Consider the following 16775-nt stretch of genomic DNA (forward strand, 5'->3'; position numbering starts at 1 on the left):
AAACGTGAGTGCGGGCCCCCTCGTGGGCAGAACAGAGGGGACGACCACACTCGGGGAGCCGCGGCCGGGACGCCGCACACCCCTATTTCCGGTGCCGGTCCCATGAGCCGCGGGAGGCGAGCAGGTGTCGAGCGCAGCCGAGCAGGAGGCAGTGCCGAGGACGGCCACGGGGCCGTCCGGGACGGCAGCGGTGGAGCGTGCGCCCGCCACCGGATCCGGCCGGGCCACCGGCCCCGCACCGCGGGCGCCCGCGGTGTGGCCGGGGGCCCCGACCCCCCTGGGAGCCCGCTTCCGTGTGGGCCCCGACGGGGTCGCGGGCACCAACTTCGCCCTCTGGGCCGGCGGGGCGGAGGCCGTCGACCTCTGCCTCTTCGACGAGGACGGCACCGAGACCCGCCTCCCGCTGACCGAGCTGACCCACGAGATCTGGCACGGCTTCGTGCCCGGCGTGCGCCCCGGCCGGCGCTACGGCTACCGGGTGCACGGCCGCTGGGACCCGTGGACGGGCGCCCGGTGGAACGCGGCGAAGCTGCTCCTCGATCCGTACGCACGGGCCGTCGACGGCGATTTCACCCTTCCGGCCGAGGTGTACGGCCATGTGAGGGACTGGCCCCAGCAGCATGTCGCCGACACCGTGCGCGACGAACGGGACTCCGCTCCGTACGTTCCCAAAGGAGTGGTCGTCCATGACGACGACGACTGGGCCGAGGACCGCCGCCCCAAGACGCCCTGGGCCGAATCCGTCATCTACGAACTGCACGTCCGCGGCTTCACCGCCCGCCACCCCGGTATCCCCCAGGAACTGCGCGGCACCTACGCGGGTCTCGCGCACCCGGCGGCCATCGGCCACCTGCGGCGCCTCGGGGTGACGGCCGTGGAACTGCTGCCGGTGCACCAGTTCGCCCACGAGGACCACCTGCTGCGGCGCGGGCTGCGCAATTACTGGGGCTACAACTCGATCGGCTACTTCGCCCCGCACGCCGCGTACTCCGCGAGCGGCACGGCGGGCGAACAGGTCGGCGAGTTCAAGCGGATGGTGCGCGCCCTGCACGACGCGGGCATCGAGGTGATCCTCGACGTCGTCTACAACCACACGGCCGAGGCGGGCGAACTGGGCCCGATGCTGTCGCTGCGCGGCATCGACAACCGGGGCTACTACCGGCTCCAGGCCGACGCCCGCAGATACGCGGACTACACGGGCTGCGGCAACACCCTGCACGTGGTGCAGCCGAACGTGCTGCGGCTGATCACCGACTCGCTGCGGTACTGGGTGACGGAGATGGGCGTCGACGGCTTCCGCTTCGACCTGGCCGCGGCGCTGGCCCGTTCGATGCACGACGTCGACATGCTGTCCCCCTTCCTCGCGGTGATCGCCCAGGACCCGGTGCTGCGCCGGGTGAAGCTGATCGCCGAACCCTGGGACGTCGGCAACGGCGGATACCAGGTGGGGGCGTTCCCCCCGCTGTGGACCGAGTGGAACGACCGGTACCGGGACGCCGTACGGGACTTCTGGCGCGGCGCTCTCCCGGACGTACGCGATCTCGGCTACCGGCTGACCGGGTCGAGCGACCTCTACGCCTGGGGCGGCCGGCGGCCGTACGCCTCCGTCAACTTCGTCACCGCGCACGACGGGTTCACCCTGCGCGACCTGGTGAGCTACGAGCACAAGCACAACGAGGCCAACGGTGAGGGCAACCGGGACGGCACCTCGGACAACCGGTCCTGGAACTGCGGCGCAGAGGGCGAGACCGACGACGCCGGTGTCAACGCGCTGCGCCGCCGCCAGCTGCGCAACCTCCTCACCACGCTGCTGCTGTCGACGGGCGTGCCGATGCTCGTCGCGGGCGACGAGATGGGCCGCACCCAGGGCGGCAACAACAACGCCTACTGCCAGGACAACGAGATCGGCTGGGTGGACTGGTCTCTGCTGGAACAGCCGCAGTGGCGCGAGCTGACCGAGCTGACGGCCCGGGTCCTCGCGCTGCGCCACACCCATCCGGTGCTGCGGCGCCGGGCGTTCTTCTCCGGCCGGGCCCAGGCACCCGACGGACTGCGGGACCTGGCGTGGTTCACCCGGCAGGGCGCGGAGATGACGGAGGAGGACTGGTACGCACCGGCCGCCACGGTCGGCCTCTACCTCTCCGGCCGTGACATCCCGGGCCGGGACGCCCGGGGCGAGCAGGTGACCGACGACAGCTTCCTCGCGGTCCTGCACGCCGGGGACCGGCCCGCGGACTTCCTGCTGCCGGGACCGCCGTGGGCGGACGCGTACGAACTGGTCCTGGACACCTCCCGGGAGGACCAGTCCGCCGCACCGGGCACGGTCCACGAGGGCGGCGCGCCCTTCACCGTGCCGGCGAGGTCCGTGCTGCTGCTGCGGGTGAGGTCGTAGGCGCGGCGGAGAGCGGTCAGCCGAGGATGCCGCGTTCGTACGCGACCGCGACCGCGGCGGCCCGGTCCTTGGCGCCCAGTTTGGCGAAGACATGGGTGAGGTGGGTCTTCACGGTCGCCTCGCTGATGAACAGTTCGGCGGCGATCTCGCGGTTCGACGTGCCCCGGGCGACGAGCCGGAGCACCTCGCGCTCGCGCGCGGACAGCGCCTCGTGGCCGGGCGCGACCGGGGTGCGCACCCGTGAGATCAGCCGGGAGGCGACGGCGGGCGACAGGACGGTGCGCCCGTCGGCGGCGGCGCGGACGGCGGTGAAGAGCTCGTCGCGGGGCGCGTCCTTGAGCAGATAGCCGGTGGCGCCCGCCTCGATCGCGGGCAGGGTGTCGGAGTCGGTGTCGTACGTGGTGAGGACCAGGACCCTGGAACGGGCGCCGCGACGGGTCAGTTCGGTGATCGCCGCTACTCCGCCGCCGCCCGGCATCCGCAGGTCCATCAGCACGACGTCGGGGTCGAGCCGGACGGCCATGTCGACGCCCTCGACACCGTCGGCCGCCTCACCCAGCACCCGGAACTCCGCAGCGGACTCGAACATGCCGCGCAGTCCGTCCCGTACGACGGGGTGGTCGTCGACGACGATCAACGTGATGACGCGTGCGGGTTCCCGGTCCATAGCGGCCCACCGTACTTCGCCGAGAAGGGCCCCAGGTCCTTTCGTTGGGATCAGGCCGGGTACCGGACCCCGCGAGCCCGGCATGATCCGAACGAGTGGCCCTGAGGGACGGCCCTCAGTCCTGCCGGACGACCGGGACCCGGGCGCAGACCGCGGTGCCGAGGCCGGGGCCGGTCTCCAGCTCGACCGTGCCCGCGATGCGTTCGGCGCGGGCCCGCATGCCGCCGAGCCCGAATCCGCCGGCGCCCCGGTACGGCGGCAGCGTGGCCGGGTCGAAGCCGCGGCCGTCGTCCCGTACGTCCAGCGATATCTCGTCGCCCATGTAGGACAGGGTGATGCCGGCCCGGGACGCCCCGGCGTGCCGGGCCGCGTTGGCGAGGGCCTCCTCCGCGATGCGCAGCAGGGTGGCGCCGACCTCGTCGTGCAGGGGCTCGGCGGTGCCCGTGACGGTGAACTCGGCCCGGACCCCGGTCCGTTCCGACCAGGTGGTGACCGTCTTCTCCAGGGCGGCGGGCAGGTCGTCGTGGACCAGCGCCGACGGGACGAGGTTGTGCACGGAGCGGCGCGCCTCGCCGAGGCTGTGCCGGGCGAGTGCGGCGGCCCGGGCGAGGTGCTCACCGGCCAGCGCGGGGTCGGTCTCCGCCGTGGAGGTCACTGCCTGGAGCTGGGCGATGATGCCGGTGAGTCCCTGGGCGATGGTGTCGTGGATCTCGGCGGCCAGCCGGCTCCGTTCGTCGGCCACCCCGGCCTCACGTGCCTGGACGAGGAGTTGGGCGTGCAGCCCGGCGTTCTCCGCCAGGGCCTGTTCGAGCCGGGCGTTGGCCGACTCCAGCGCGGTGATGGTGTCGGTCCGGGTACGCGCCTGCTCGGCCTCCCGGTTCCCGATCTGGGCGAAGACCATGGTGAGGCTCACGTGCACGGCCAGCACGATGGCGAAGACGACCCAGTTCATGAGGGTGAGGGGCGGCAGGCCGCTGCCGGACTGCGACCCCGCCATGATGACGGCGGTGGCCAGCAGCCCGGCCCGCATGCCCCGTGGCGGCAGCAGCCGGCCGGCGTCGAAGTAGCCGAGCACGGCGTAGATCGAGAAGAACGGGTTGCACCAGGTCAGCCCGAAGGCCAGCAGGGTTCGGACGACGAAGTAGGCCCGGGCGGCGCGTGATCCCTGCTCGGCCGCGACCCGGCTCCACAGGAACTGCAGGGCGAGCGCGGCCGGGAGCAGCACCGCGGCGGCGTACACGTCCGTGCGGGACATGATGAGCCCGCTGGTCACGGCGGAGACCACGGTGGCCAGGCCGAGCAGACCGTAGGGCCCGTGCCGGAAGAACCGCTCCCACCACTGCTCGGCCGTCGTCACACCGCTCATGGCCTTCCTCTCCCCCGCGTCCATGGGTGGAGTCTCCCGTAACGCCTACTCCCAGCGGAACGTGCGGATCGCGGCCGCCGCAGCCAGTACGGTCCACAGCGCCACCACCCCGAGATACGCCCAGCTCGGCCAGGCGCCGGTGGCCGCGCGGTCCAGCACCTGGGAGGCCGCGCCGAGCGGGGTGACCTGGACGATGCGGCGGAGCGTGTCGGGCATGGTCTGCACCGGCACCCAGACACCCGCGGTGAACATCATCACGAAGAAGACGACCGAGCCGACGGCGGCCGCGATCTTGGTGGTGCGCGAGACGGCGCAGACCAGCGCGCCCAGCGCCAGCACGCAGGCGACGGCCGCCAGCAGCCCGAGCAGATAGCCGAACGGCTGTCCCGGCAGCCGTACTCCGAAGGCGATCCGGCCGACGGCCATCACGAGCAGGGTGGAGCCGAGCGCGGCGGCGCCGTGCAGGACGATCTGCGCGCCGAGCACCGCGGTGGGCCGTACGGGGGTGGTGGACATGCGGCGCAGGATCCCGCGTTCGCGGTAGCCGGTGAGTACGGGCGGCATCGCCTGCAGACCGGCCATGATCATGGCGAGCAGTACGGCCACGGGTACGTACAGGTCGATGACGCGGCGCCCGCCGAGCGCGTCGTCGTGCTCGCGGAAGGACGGGATCAGGCCGAGGATCGTCATGAGCAGGGTCGGGAAGGCGAGGATCCAGAACAGGCTGCCGGGCTCGCGGAGGAAGAGCCGGGCCTCGGACCTCAGGACCGCGAGCGAGGCGCGCGAGAGGGCGGTGCGGGGCGCGGGGACGGTGTTCGCCGTGACCATCTCAGGCTGCCTGTTCTGTCAGTCCGCGCTCGTCCGCGGGGCCGGGGTGTTCGGTCAGGTCGAGGAAGGCGTCGTCGAGGGTGGCTTCGGCGACGCGGAGCTGCCGCGCGGTGATCCGGAGCCGGGCCAGCAGCGAGATGACGGCGTTGACGGTCTCGTCGGTGCCGTTGATGACGATCCGTCCGTTCCTGATCTCGCACGAGCTCGCACCGGGCAGTCCGGCCAGTTCGGCGTCGGGGAGCGGCTCGGAGGGGGTGAAGGAGATGGCTGTGGAGCTGCCTGCCCCGGCGATCAGTCCGGACGGGGTGTCGAGGGCGGCGAGTCTGCCCCGGTCGATCACGGCGATCCGGTCGCAGAGGCGCTGGGCCTCCTCCATGAAGTGGGTGACCAGCACCACCGTGACCCCGCTGTCCCGTACCTCTTCGATCAGCTGCCAGGTGTCGCGCCGTGCGCGCGGGTCCAGACCGGTGGTCAGCTCGTCGAGGACCACGACCCGGGGGTTGCCGACGAGGGCCAGTGCGATGGACAGGCGTTGTTTCTGACCGCCGGAGAGCCGGCCGAACCGGGTGGTGAGCGTGGTGTGCAGCCCGAGCCGTTCGGCGAGCGGGCGCCAGTCGGCGGGCTGCGGGTAGAACGCGCTGTACAGCTCCAGTGCCTCGCCCACCGTGATCTTCGGCTGGAGTTCGCTCTCCTGGAGCTGCGCTCCCAGCAGCAGGGTCACGCGGTCGTGGTCGGCGGCGGGGTCGAGACCGGCGACCCGGACCGTACCGGCGTCGGGGACCCGTAGCCCCTCGACGCATTCGACGGTGGTGGTCTTGCCCGCACCGTTGGGGCCGAGAATCCCGAAGATCTCCCCCTCGTCCACGGAGAAACTCACCCCGTCGACCACGGGGCGGCCCGCGTAGGTCTTGCGCACCCCGTTCACCTCGATGATTGCCATGCCTGCGAGCATCGCGGGCGCAGGGCCCTCCGCGGCATCCGCCATCGCGCTCGAACCGGCATCCGCCGATCGGTTGATGCCGCACTACGACCGTCCTCGGTCATGCTCCGTCTCGCCTCGGCCGGACGAGGAAAACCACATGAGCGATGTCAGTGGTGAACCGTAGGCTCGCCCCTGATGCCCGAAGAACATGTAGCACCCAAGGACCGGTCCGCCGCGCAGTCCCTGCTGCGGCTGTGGCCGTATGTGAAGCCGGTACGGACCCGTCTGTTCGGTGCCGCCCTGATCGCGATCGTCGCCTCGTGTCTCGGTCTGGTGATCCCGCTCGTACTGAAGTGGATCGTCGACGGTCCGGTCGCCCACCAGGACCCGGGCGGTGTCTGGCTCGGCGCGCTGTTCCTGCTGCTGCTGGGGATCACCGAAGCGGTCCTGTTCGGGGTACGGCGATGGATGGTGGCGCGTCCGCTGGCCGGTGTCGAGGCGTCGATGCGGGCGGACCTCTACCGGCATCTGCAGCGGCTTCCGGTGGCCTTCCACGACCGGTGGTCCTCGGGGCAGCTGCTGTCGCGCGGCACCACGGATCTGATGCTGCTGCGGATGTTCCTGGTCTTTCCGCTGACCTTTCTGCTGGTCAACACCACCACGATCCTGGTCGGTTTCGTGATCCTGCTGTTCCAGGAGTGGACGCTCGGACTGGTGCTGCTCGCCCCTGTCGTGCCTCTGGTGATCGTCTGCTCCGTCTTCGAGACCACGTACTCGGTGGTGGCGCGCAGGGCCCAGGACCAGGTGGGCGACCTGACGACGGTGGTCGAGGAGAGCGTGCTCGGCATCCGCATCATCAAGGGCTTCGGCCGCCACCGCAGCCAGGCGCTCGCCTTCCGGGCGCTCTCCGAGCGGCTGCGCACCACGGAGCTCGGCAAGGCACGGCTGCTCGCGGGCATCTGGGCGCTCATCACGACGATCCCCGAACTCGCGATCGGGGCCGCGCTGGTGCTCGGCACGATCCAGGTCGCGGACGGGGGCCTGTCGGCGGGCACCCTGGTCGCCTTCCTCTCCACGGCGCTGGCGCTGCGGTGGCCCGTCGAGTCGATCGGCTTCCTGCTCGCGATGAGCCAGGAGTCGGCGACGGCGACGGAGCGGTTCTTCGAGGTCATGGACGTGGCGGAGGAGGACACCTCGGTGTCCGGGAGCGCTGCCCCCGATGACCGGCCCGAGGCCGGCGGCATGGTCTTCGAGGGGGTCGGGTTCCGCTACCCGGACGCGGAGGAGGATTCCGTCCCCGTCCTGAAGCGGATCGATCTGCGGATCCGGCCGGGCGAGACGATGGCCCTGGTCGGGGCCACCGGGTCCGGCAAGACCACACTCACCGCGCTCGTTCCGCGGCTGCACGACGCCACGTCGGGTCGGATCACGCTGGACGGCGAGGACATCACCGCCATGCCGCGTGAGCGACTGCGCGAGCTGGTGTCGGTGGCGTTCGAGGAGCCGACGCTGTTCTCGGCGAGCGTCGGGGAGAACGTGCTGATGGGCGCCGGCGGCGGGGGCGAGGAGGAGTTGCGGCGGGCCCTGTCGGTCGCACAGGCCGACTTCGTCCACGATCTGCCGCACGGCGTCGACACCCAGGTCGGCGAGCAGGGCCTCAGCCTCTCCGGCGGCCAGCGCCAGCGTCTCGCACTGGCGAGGGCCGTCGTCGGCCGGCCGCGGTTCCTGGTACTGGACGACCCGCTCTCCGCGCTGGACGTGCACACGGAGACGCTGGTCGAGGCGGCGCTGCGGCGCGTGCTGGAGGAGACCACGGCGATCGTGGTCGCGCACCGGCCGTCCACCGTGATGCTCGCCGACCGGGTGGCGCTGCTGACGGAGGGCCGGATCAGCGCGGTCGGCACCCATCAGGAACTCCTGCGCACCAACGCCGAGTACGCCTGGCTGATGTCCGGCGCGGGTGTCACGGGGGGCGGAACCGCTGACACCTCCCCTTCGGGCCCGACGGCCGATGACCTTCCGGGCGCCCACGCCCCTGCCGAGGAGAGCAGCACCCGATGACGAGCACCACGACCGGACGTCCCACGGAGCCGGGCGACAGCGAGGAGAGCGGGCCTCCGGAGGCGGTGGCCGTCGCACCTGCCGCGCGCGCCGGGGACCCCTTCGACCGCGACGACCTGCCCACTCCGCGCGGCGCGACCCGCGCGCTGCTCGTGTCGCTGCTGCGGCCGCTGCGGGGCCGGGTCGTGGTCGCCGCGCTGTTCCTGCTGATCCAGCAGGCCGCGGTGCAGGCGGGGCCGTTGCTGGTGGCGTACGCCATCGACAGCGGGGTGCCCGCGTTCCGGGACGAGGACTACGGGCCGCTGATCGCGGTGGCCCTCGGCTACGCGCTCTGCTCGGCCGGTGCCGGCGCCATGCAGTACGCCTTCATCAAGGCCTCCGCGCGGGTCAACCAGGACGTGCTGCTCGATCTGCGGGGCCGGATCTTCCGCCATGCGCAGGCGCTGAGCGTGGACTTCCACGAGCGGTACACCTCGGGACGGCTGATCTCCCGTTCCACCACCGATGTGGAGTCGCTGCGGGAGCTGCTCAGCGAGGGCCTTCAGGAGCTGATCGGTGTCGTCCTCTCCTTCGTCTCCATCTCCCTGATGCTGCTCTGGCTCGACTTCGGCACGGGTGCCGTCGCCGTCCTGTCCTTCGTGCCGCTGTACCTGCTGGTGCGGCTCTATCAGCGCCGGGCCGCGGTGATCTTCGCGTCGCGGTCGACGGCGATCGCGGCGGTGATCGTGAAGTTCGCGGAGACGATGAACGGGATCCGGCCCGTCCAGGCGTTCCGCCGGGAGCCGGTCAACGACGAGGTCTTCCGGAAGCTGAACCACGAGCACCGGCGCACGAACGGCGACGCGATGCTGGAGAACGCGCGCTATGTCGTCGGGTCCCGGCTGGTGGCCAACACCGCCGTGGCCGGAATCGTACTGTGGGGCGCCTATCGCGTCGCCTCCGGATCCCTCGCCCTCGGTGTGCTGGCCGCGATGGTCCTGTACCTGCGACGGCTCTACGATCCGATCGACCGGCTCAGCATGTTCCTCAACTCCTACCAGTCGGCGGCGGCTTCGCTGGACAAGATCGCGGGACTGCTGGCCCAGACGCCCACCGTCCCCGAGTCCCTGGAGCCTCGGGAGCTGCCGGCGTCGGTGGACGAGCACCCGGGCCGCGAAGTGGTCTTCGACGGGGTGCGTTTCGCCTACCGCACGGGTGGTGAGGTGCTGCCGCGCTTCGATCTGACCGTTCCGGCGGGCCAGACGGTCGCCGTGGTCGGCTCGACGGGCGCGGGCAAGTCGACGCTGGCCAAGCTGCTGGCCCGCTTCTACGACCCGACCGAGGGACGGGTGCTGCTGGACGGCACCGATCTGCGGGACCTCGCCACCCCCGAGCTGCGGCGCGGGGTGGTGATGGTGACCCAGGAGGCCTTCCTGTTCTCCGGCACGGTCGCGGAGAACATCGCGATCGGCAGCCCGGACGCGACCCGTGCGGAGATCGAGCAGGCCGCCAAGGCGATCGGCGCCCATGACTTCATCGCCGGTCTGCCCGACGGCTACGACACGGACGTACGCAAGCGGGGCGGCCGGATCTCGGCAGGTCAGCGCCAGTTGGTCGCGTTCGCCCGCGCCCTGCTCGCCAATCCGGCGGTCCTGATCCTCGACGAGGCGACGAGCTCCCTGGACATCCCGGGCGAGCGGGCGGTGCAGCGGGCGATGGACACCGTGCTGCACGGCCGCACCGCGGTGGTCATCGCCCACCGGCTGTCGACCGTGGAGATCGCGGACCGGGTCCTGGTGATGGAGCACGGCCGCATCGTGGAGGACGGCGCCCCGGCCGAACTGATCGGCGGCACGGGCCGGTTCGCCGGACTGCACCGGGCGTGGCGGGAGAGCCTGGCGTAGGGCGCCTCCCGCGGACCGGGCCGGGCGGCCGGAGCGCCCGGTCAGTGGGGCCGGCCGTTCCGGCGGCTGCGGGCGGCCCGGCAGCGGGCCCGAAGGCGCGGAACGAGCCACAGTTGCCGGCCGTCTCGCCAGGTGGTCACTTCCCTGTTCTTCACACACTTTTCGAACACGTCACCTTCGGCCCCTACCTCGACGCCCTCTTCACATTTGGGCTTCCGGGGCCCCGGATGACATCGCGGCGATGATCGGCGAAACGTCCGCTTAACGAACATGACCATTCCGGCAACGGACGAATTCCGGCCAACTTGTTGACGCGGTCCTGACAGAGAACGCCATCTGCTGACACTGTTCACCCCGTTCTGCGCACTGCTTGCTCTGCCCGGACGGCTCACCCAGCCGCCGGTACCCCCCTCGCAGAAGGAGTCCGCGTGAGATCCACGCTCAGCCGTCGTACCACCGCGACCGGCGCTCTGATAGCCGCAGCAGCCCTCCTCGCCGTAGGAGTCCAGACCGGCACCGCCACCGCCACACCGGGCGGCGGAGCACAGGCCGCCCCCTCGGCCTCACAGCCCAATCCCGGCGCACTGGCCAAGCAGCTCTCGCCCTCGCAGCGGGCCGAGCTGATCCGCGAAGCGAGCGCCGGCACCTCGGCCGCGGCCAGGAAGCTCGGGCTCGGCTCGCAGGAGAAGCTCGTCGTCAAGGACGTCATCCAGGACAACGACGGCACCACGCACACCCGTTACGAGCGCACCTTCGGCGGGCTCCCCGTCCTCGGCGGCGACCTGGTCGTCCAGGAGTCGAAGGCCGGCGCGACCAAGAGCGTCACCAAGGCGTCCAGGACCACCTCGGCGCAGCTCAAGGCCGTCGACCTGACCGCGGACGTGGCCCCCGCGACCGCCGAGAAGCAGGCCGTCGGCCTGGCCAAGGCGGACGGCTCGTCGAAGACCGCGGCCGACAAGGCGCCCCGCAAGGTCGTCTGGATGGCGTCGGGCACACCGCAGCTCGCCTACGAGACCGTGGTCGGCGGACTCCAGGAGGACGGCACCCCGAACGCCCTCCACGTCATCACCGATGCCACCTCCGGAGCGAAGCTCTACGAGTGGCAGGCCATCGAGAACGGCGTCGGCAACACGGAGTACAGCGGGCAGGTCACGCTCGGCACCGCCCCGTCGTACACGCTGACCGACACCACCCGCGGCAACCACAAGACGTACAACCTGAACCACGGCACGTCCGGCACGGGCACCCTCTTCTCCGGCTCCGACGACGTCTGGGGCAACGGTCTCGCCTCGAACGCGGAGACCGCGGCGGCGGACGCCCACTACGGCGCGGCCGAGACGTGGGACTACTACAAGAACGTCCACGGCCGCAACGGCATCAAGGGCGACGGCGTCGGCGCGTACTCCCGCGTCCACTACGGCAACAACTACGTCAACGCCTTCTGGGACGACAGCTGCTTCTGCATGACGTACGGCGACGGCAGCGGCAACGCCTCCCCGCTGACCGCGCTGGACGTCGCCGCGCACGAGATGACGCACGGCGTCACCTCCAACACCGCGGACCTGAACTACAGCGGTGAGTCCGGTGGCCTCAACGAGGCGACCAGCGACATCTTCGCCACCGCCGTCGAGTTCTACGCGAACAACACCACCGACAAGGGCGACTACCTCATCGGTGAGAAGATCGACATCAACGGCGACGGCACCCCGCTGCGCTACCAGGACAAGCCCAGCAAGGACGGCGCGTCCAAGGACGCCTGGTACTCGGGCATCGGAAACGTCGACGTGCACTACTCGTCGGGCCCGGCCAACCACTTCTTCTACCTCCTCTCGGAGGGAAGCGGCGCCAAGACCATCAACGGCGTCTCCTACGACTCCCCGACCTCCGACGGCCTGCCCGTGACCGGCATCGGCCGCGACAAGGCCGCGCTGATCTGGTTCAAGGCGCTGACCACCAAGTTCACCTCCACGACCAACTACGCGGCCGCCCGCACGGGCACGCTCGCCGCGGCCGGTGAGCTGTACGGCACGACCAGCGCCGAGTACACCGCCGTCGCCAACGCCTGGGCCGGCATCAACGTCGGCGCCCGTCCCGGCGGTACCGACCCCGACCCCGGCGGCACGGTCTTCGAGAACGCCACCGCCGTCTCCATCCCCGACCGCGGCGCGGCCGTCACCAGCTCGGTCGCCGTCACCGGCCGCACCGGCAACGCCCCCAGCACCCTCAAGGTCGGCGTGGACATCACCCACACCTACCGTGGTGACCTGGTCATCGACCTCGTCGCCCCGGACGGCACCGCCTACCGCCTGAAGAACTCCTCGTCGAGCGACTCGGTGGACAACGTCAAGACGACGTACACCGTCAACGCCTCCTCGGAGGTGGCGAACGGCACCTGGAAGCTGAAGGTCCAGGACGTCTACTCGGGCGACACCGGCAAGATCAACAGCTTCAAGCTGACCTTCTGAACCGGTACCGCCGCCTGACCCGCATCTGACGCACCGCCCCGCCCGGGAGGAGACCGCTCCTCCCGGGCGGCTGTGTGTGCGGTCAGTTCGGGTTGTTCGCGTGGGTCAGGGTCTCCCAGGCGACGAACAGGTTGTTGGACCCGGCGGGCCGCTGCCGCTCGGTGAGGGTCTGGGTGTTGGTCATCGCGATGCCCATCCGGTTGTGCAGCGCGTTGAAGCCGACCTCGGTGACCGGCCCGAGGCTGTCCTTGAGCGACCCCCCGCAGAGCGACGAGGGAACGGCCGTCCCCAGCTGGTACTTGGCGTGCAGGCCGAGGGCGTGGCGCAGCCGGTCGGCGATCTCCGGGTAGAGGTCCTGTCCCTGGATCCGGCTGGTCTCGGCGATGTGCGAGATGGCGGACAGTCCGTATCCGGTGTGGGTCAGATCGCGGCAGGTCTCCTGCGAGAGGCCGTCCATGAAGGTCGACTGGCCCTGCCAGTAGCCGATGATCTCGTCACGGGTGTCCAGACCGCTGCCGGGCGCGGCCTTCGGCAGCGAACCGTCCGCGGTCACGTAGATGTACGCGGGGACACGTCCGCGGAACTTGCTCACGGCCTTGTCGTACGAGGTCCGGTCCTCCAGGAAGACGGAAATGCCGATCGCCGCCTCGGTCATGCTCAGTTCCCAGTTGCCGTTGCTGTTCGAGCCGTTGATGACCTTCGGGAGGTACACGGTGCGCAGCATGGTGGCGAAGCGGCCCGCGTTCGGCCAGCCGCTGTAGGTGTACTTGATGATCTCGGCGGCCCGCGGCCAGGAGGAGCCTGCCCAGCCGGTCTGCAGGGGGGCGTTGCTGTTGGTGTGGTCCTTGATCACGGCCGACCAGGCGTCCATGATCTCGACGGCCTTCACGGCGTAGCGGCTGTCCTGGGTGACGTACCAGGCCAGCGAGAGCGTGTAGGCGGCTATGGCGTCCTCGCGCTCGTCGGTGCAGCCGTAGTTGGGGTTGGAGTACGAGCCGCACTCCACGACTGCGCGGGGTTTCGCCGTCCGGCTGAGCGAGGCGTACTTGCTCCCCATCATCTGGTCGTACGCGCTCTTCCAGGGCTGCGCGCCGGCCTGCACCTTGGCGCGTACGAAGTCGAGCTGGGGGCGGCTGACGAGTACGCCTGGATGGGTGAAGGCCGCGGGAGCGGCGGCCCGCGCCGCCGCGGGTGCCCGGTCCGGGGCGGCGCGGCCGGCCGAGGCCGGGGCCGTGAAGAGGCCGGTGAGCAGGGCCGCGAGGGCGGTGGCGAGGCCGAGGCCGCGCCCGATGGTTCCGGTGCGCATGTGGGGGTGCCTTCCGGTACGGAGGAGGTCGCAACTCGGCCCGACACAAAGGGAGTTCATATGCGTGAACATCGAGTCGAGTTGTGAACGCTGCAATGAGTGAGGAACCTAAAGGCTTCCCATGCACACGTCAAGGTCTTGTGTTCAGAAGGCGAAGGACCCGTACCCGGGCAGCCGAAGGGCCCGGCACCCTGGGGTGCCGGGCCCTCGGTGACGCGGACCGTCAGCGCATCAGCACGCCCGCGCCCTCCCCCGTCGCCTCCGTCGGCTGGGCGACCAGGCCGAGTTCGGCACCCGTGGCCAGCAGCCGGTGGGCCGGCAGCACCCGCACGGTGTAGCCGTACGGACCGGTGCGGTCGAGGGCGAGCGGACCGTCGTACAGCCAGCGGCCCTCCAGGTCCTGGCCGCCCGCCGGTTTCAGCGGGAACACCTGGGCGTCCGAGATCGCGTCGGCGGAGTCGACGCGGCCGGCCACCGCCTGCACCTCCACGTCGTCAGGCTCCAGCACCCCGAGGCTGATCCGGACCCGCAGCGCCAGCGTGGCACCCAGTTCGGCCGAGCCGCCGGCCGCGGTGGGCGTCACCGCCTCGACATGGTCGACGGCCACCCGCGGCCAGGCCGCCCGCACCCTGGCCTTCCAGCCGGCGAGCTCCCGCGCCGCGGCGGGATCCAGCGTGCGCCGGGCCTGCGCCGCGGGGGCGTACAGCCGCTCCACGTACTCACGGACCATCCGGTCGGCCAGCACCTTGGGGCCCAGCGTGCCCAGGGTGCTGCGGACCATCTCGATCCAGCGCCCGGGGAGTCCCTCCTCCCCCTGGTCGTAGAAGCGCGGTGCGACCCGGTCCTCGATCAGCTCGTAGAGGGCGCCCGCCTCCAGGTCGTCGCGCCGGTCCTCGTCCAGCGCGGAGCCGTCGGCCGTGGGGATCGCCCAGCCGAAGTCCGGCTCGAACCACTCGTCCCACCAGCCGTCGAGGACGGACAGGTTGAGGCAGCCGTTGAGCGCCGCCTTCATCCCGCTCGTACCGCAGGCCTCCAGCGGGCGCAGCGGGTTGTTCAGCCAGACGTCGCAGCCCGGGTAGAGCTTCTGGGCCATCGCCATGCCGTAGTCGGGCAGGAAGACGATGCGGTGGCGCACCCGGGGATCGTCGGCGAACCGGACCAGCTCCTGGACCAGGCGCTTCCCGCTGTCGTCGGCCGGGTGCGCCTTGCCCGCCACGACGATCTGGACCGGGCGCTCGGGGTGCAGGAGCAGCGCCCGCAGCCGGTCCCGGTCGCGCAGCATCAGCGTCAGGCGTTTGTACGAGGGCACCCGGCGGGCGAAGCCGATGGTGAGCACGCCGGGGTCCAGCACGCCGTCGATCCAGCCGAGTTCGGCCGCCTGCGCGCCGCGGGTCAGCCAGGAGGCGCGCAGCCGCTCCCGCACCTCGGTGACCAGTTGTTCGCGCAGGGTGCGGCGCAGGTCCCAGAGCTGCCGGTCGGGGATCTGCGCGACGGAGTCCCACCGGCCGGGGGTGCCCCCGGACTCGGTGCGCAGGCGGTAGACCTCGGGGGCGACCCAGGTGGGTGCGTGGACCCCGTTGGTCACGGAGGTGATGGGCACCTCCGGCGGGTCGAAGCCCGGCCAGAGTCCGGCGAACATCTCGCGGCTGACGGCGCCGTGCAGGGTGGAGACGCCATTGGCGCGCTGGGCGAGCCGGAGCCCCATGACCGCCATGTTGAAGACGCCGGGGTCGCCGCCGTCGTACGTCTCCGTGCCCAGGTGCAGGATGCGGTCGGCCGCGACGCCGGGCAGTTCGCCGTCGTCGCCGAAGTGGCGGGCGACCAGGTCGCGGTCGAAGCGGTCGATACCGGCCGGGACCGGGGTGTGGGTGGTGAAGACGGTACCGGCGCGGACGGACTCCACCGCGGAGTCGAAGTCGAGGCCGGTGCCGGACAGCTCGCGGATGCGTTCGAGGCCGAGGAAGCCGGCGTGCCCCTCGTTGGTGTGGAAGACCTCGGGGTCGGGGTGGCCGGTGAGCCGGCAGTAGGTCCGCACCGCGCGTACCCCGCCGATGCCCAGCAGCATCTCCTGGAGCAGCCTGTGTTCGCTGCCGCCGCCGTAGAGGCGGTCGGTGACCTCGCGTTCGAGCGGGGCGTTGTCCTCGACGTCGGAGTCGAGCATGAGCAGCGGTACCCGGCCCACCTGGGCCTGCCAGATCTGGGCGTGCAGGGAGCGGCCGCCGGGGAGGGACAGGACGACCTGGCTGGGCGTCCCGTCGGTTTCGCGCACGAGCGTGAGCGGTAGTTCGTTCGGGTCGAGGACGGGATAGCGCTCCTGCTGCCAGCCGTCGCGCGACAGGCTCTGGCGGAAGTAGCCGTGGCGGTAGAGCAGGCCGACGCCGACGAGGGGAACGCCCAGGTCGCTGGCGGCCTTCAGATGGTCTCCGGCGAGGATGCCGAGTCCGCCGGAGTACTGCGGCAGGGCCGCCGTCACTCCGAACTCGGGCGAGAAGTAGGCGATGGCGGCGGGGAGCCCGTCGCCGCGGGCGCGTTGCTCCTGGTACCACCGGGGGCCCTCCAGGTACTCCCGGAGGTCGGCGGACACCTCATTGAGCCGGTGCAGGAACTGCTCGTCCCGGGCCAGCTCCGCGAGGCGTCCGGCGGACACGGCGCCGAGCAGACGCACGGGATCGCACTCCGCCGTCCGGCCGGCCACCGGGTCGACGGCCTGGAAGAGCTCTCGGGTCTCGGTGTGCCAGGACCAGCGCAGGTTGCGCGCGAGGTCGCTGAGCGGTTGAAGGGGGTCGGGGAGGACGGGACGCACGGTGAATCGACGAATGGCCTTCACGTATTCCACCTTTACAGGGGACGTACGAATCCGAGGGGACGCACCGCTGTGTGCGCCG

10 protein-coding genes are annotated in these 16775 nt (G+C 71.3%); 4 read left to right on the forward strand and 6 right to left on the reverse strand.

Features of this window, described 5'->3' with window-relative positions; genetic code table 11:
- Positions 1-124: 124 nt before the first annotated feature.
- Positions 125-2392 (forward strand): glycogen debranching protein GlgX, encoded by a 2268-nt coding sequence (glgX, locus tag OG959_RS10330; protein WP_326657868.1) that lies wholly within the window; start codon positions 125-127, stop codon positions 2390-2392.
- Positions 2393-2408: 16 nt separating this feature from the next.
- Here the strand turns inward: glgX and OG959_RS10335 are convergent, their stop codons facing one another.
- From OG959_RS10335 to OG959_RS10350, 4 genes are all read right to left on the reverse strand, one after another.
- Entirely contained in the window at positions 2409-3059 is a 651-nt protein-coding gene (locus OG959_RS10335; RefSeq protein WP_326657869.1) for a response regulator transcription factor, read from the reverse strand.
- 115 nt (positions 3060-3174) lie between these two features.
- Positions 3175-4425 carry a sensor histidine kinase gene (locus OG959_RS10340; protein WP_326657870.1) on the reverse strand — a complete coding sequence of 417 codons (1251 nt, stop codon included), beginning with the start codon at positions 4423-4425 and terminating at the stop codon, positions 3175-3177.
- Positions 4426-4470: 45 nt separating this feature from the next.
- Positions 4471-5253, reverse strand: a complete 783-nt coding sequence (locus OG959_RS10345) for an ABC transporter permease (protein ID WP_326657871.1) — start codon at positions 5251-5253, stop codon at positions 4471-4473.
- Position 5254: 1 nt separating this feature from the next.
- Complete coding sequence (locus tag OG959_RS10350; RefSeq protein WP_326657872.1) at positions 5255-6193, reverse strand: ABC transporter ATP-binding protein; 939 nt, start codon at positions 6191-6193, stop codon at positions 5255-5257.
- A gap of 177 nt (positions 6194-6370) precedes the next feature.
- Between OG959_RS10350 and OG959_RS10355 the strand changes: the two genes are divergently transcribed.
- The 3 genes from OG959_RS10355 to OG959_RS10365 all read left to right on the forward strand — a co-directional run bounded on the left by OG959_RS10355 (position 6371) and on the right by OG959_RS10365 (position 12584).
- Positions 6371-8236, forward strand: coding sequence for an ABC transporter ATP-binding protein (locus OG959_RS10355; protein WP_326657873.1), 1866 nt, complete (start codon positions 6371-6373; stop codon positions 8234-8236).
- On the forward strand, positions 8233-10119 hold the full coding sequence (locus OG959_RS10360; RefSeq protein WP_326657874.1) for an ABC transporter ATP-binding protein: 1887 nt from the start codon (positions 8233-8235) through the stop codon (positions 10117-10119). The genes OG959_RS10355 and OG959_RS10360 overlap by 4 nt, the downstream gene beginning before the upstream one ends.
- 428 nt (positions 10120-10547) lie before the next feature.
- Entirely contained in the window at positions 10548-12584 is a 2037-nt protein-coding gene (locus OG959_RS10365) for a M4 family metallopeptidase (protein ID WP_326657875.1), read from the forward strand.
- Positions 12585-12666: 82 nt separating this feature from the next.
- Here OG959_RS10365 and OG959_RS10370 read toward each other — a convergent pair whose 3' ends face one another.
- On the reverse strand, positions 12667-13890 hold the full coding sequence (locus tag OG959_RS10370) for an alginate lyase family protein (RefSeq protein ID WP_326657876.1): 1224 nt from the start codon (positions 13888-13890) through the stop codon (positions 12667-12669).
- A 223-nt stretch (positions 13891-14113) separates the two neighbouring features.
- Positions 14114-16717: an alpha-glucan family phosphorylase gene (gene glgP / locus OG959_RS10375; RefSeq protein WP_326657877.1), complete on the reverse strand. Its 2604-nt coding sequence runs from the start codon at positions 16715-16717 to the stop codon at positions 14114-14116.
- Positions 16718-16775 lie beyond the last annotated feature (58 nt).

Origin of the sequence: Streptomyces sp. NBC_00385, from assembly GCF_035917155.1 — a bacterium.
In the GTDB taxonomy this organism is placed as follows: Bacteria; Actinomycetota; Actinomycetes; order Streptomycetales; family Streptomycetaceae; genus Streptomyces; species Streptomyces poriferorum.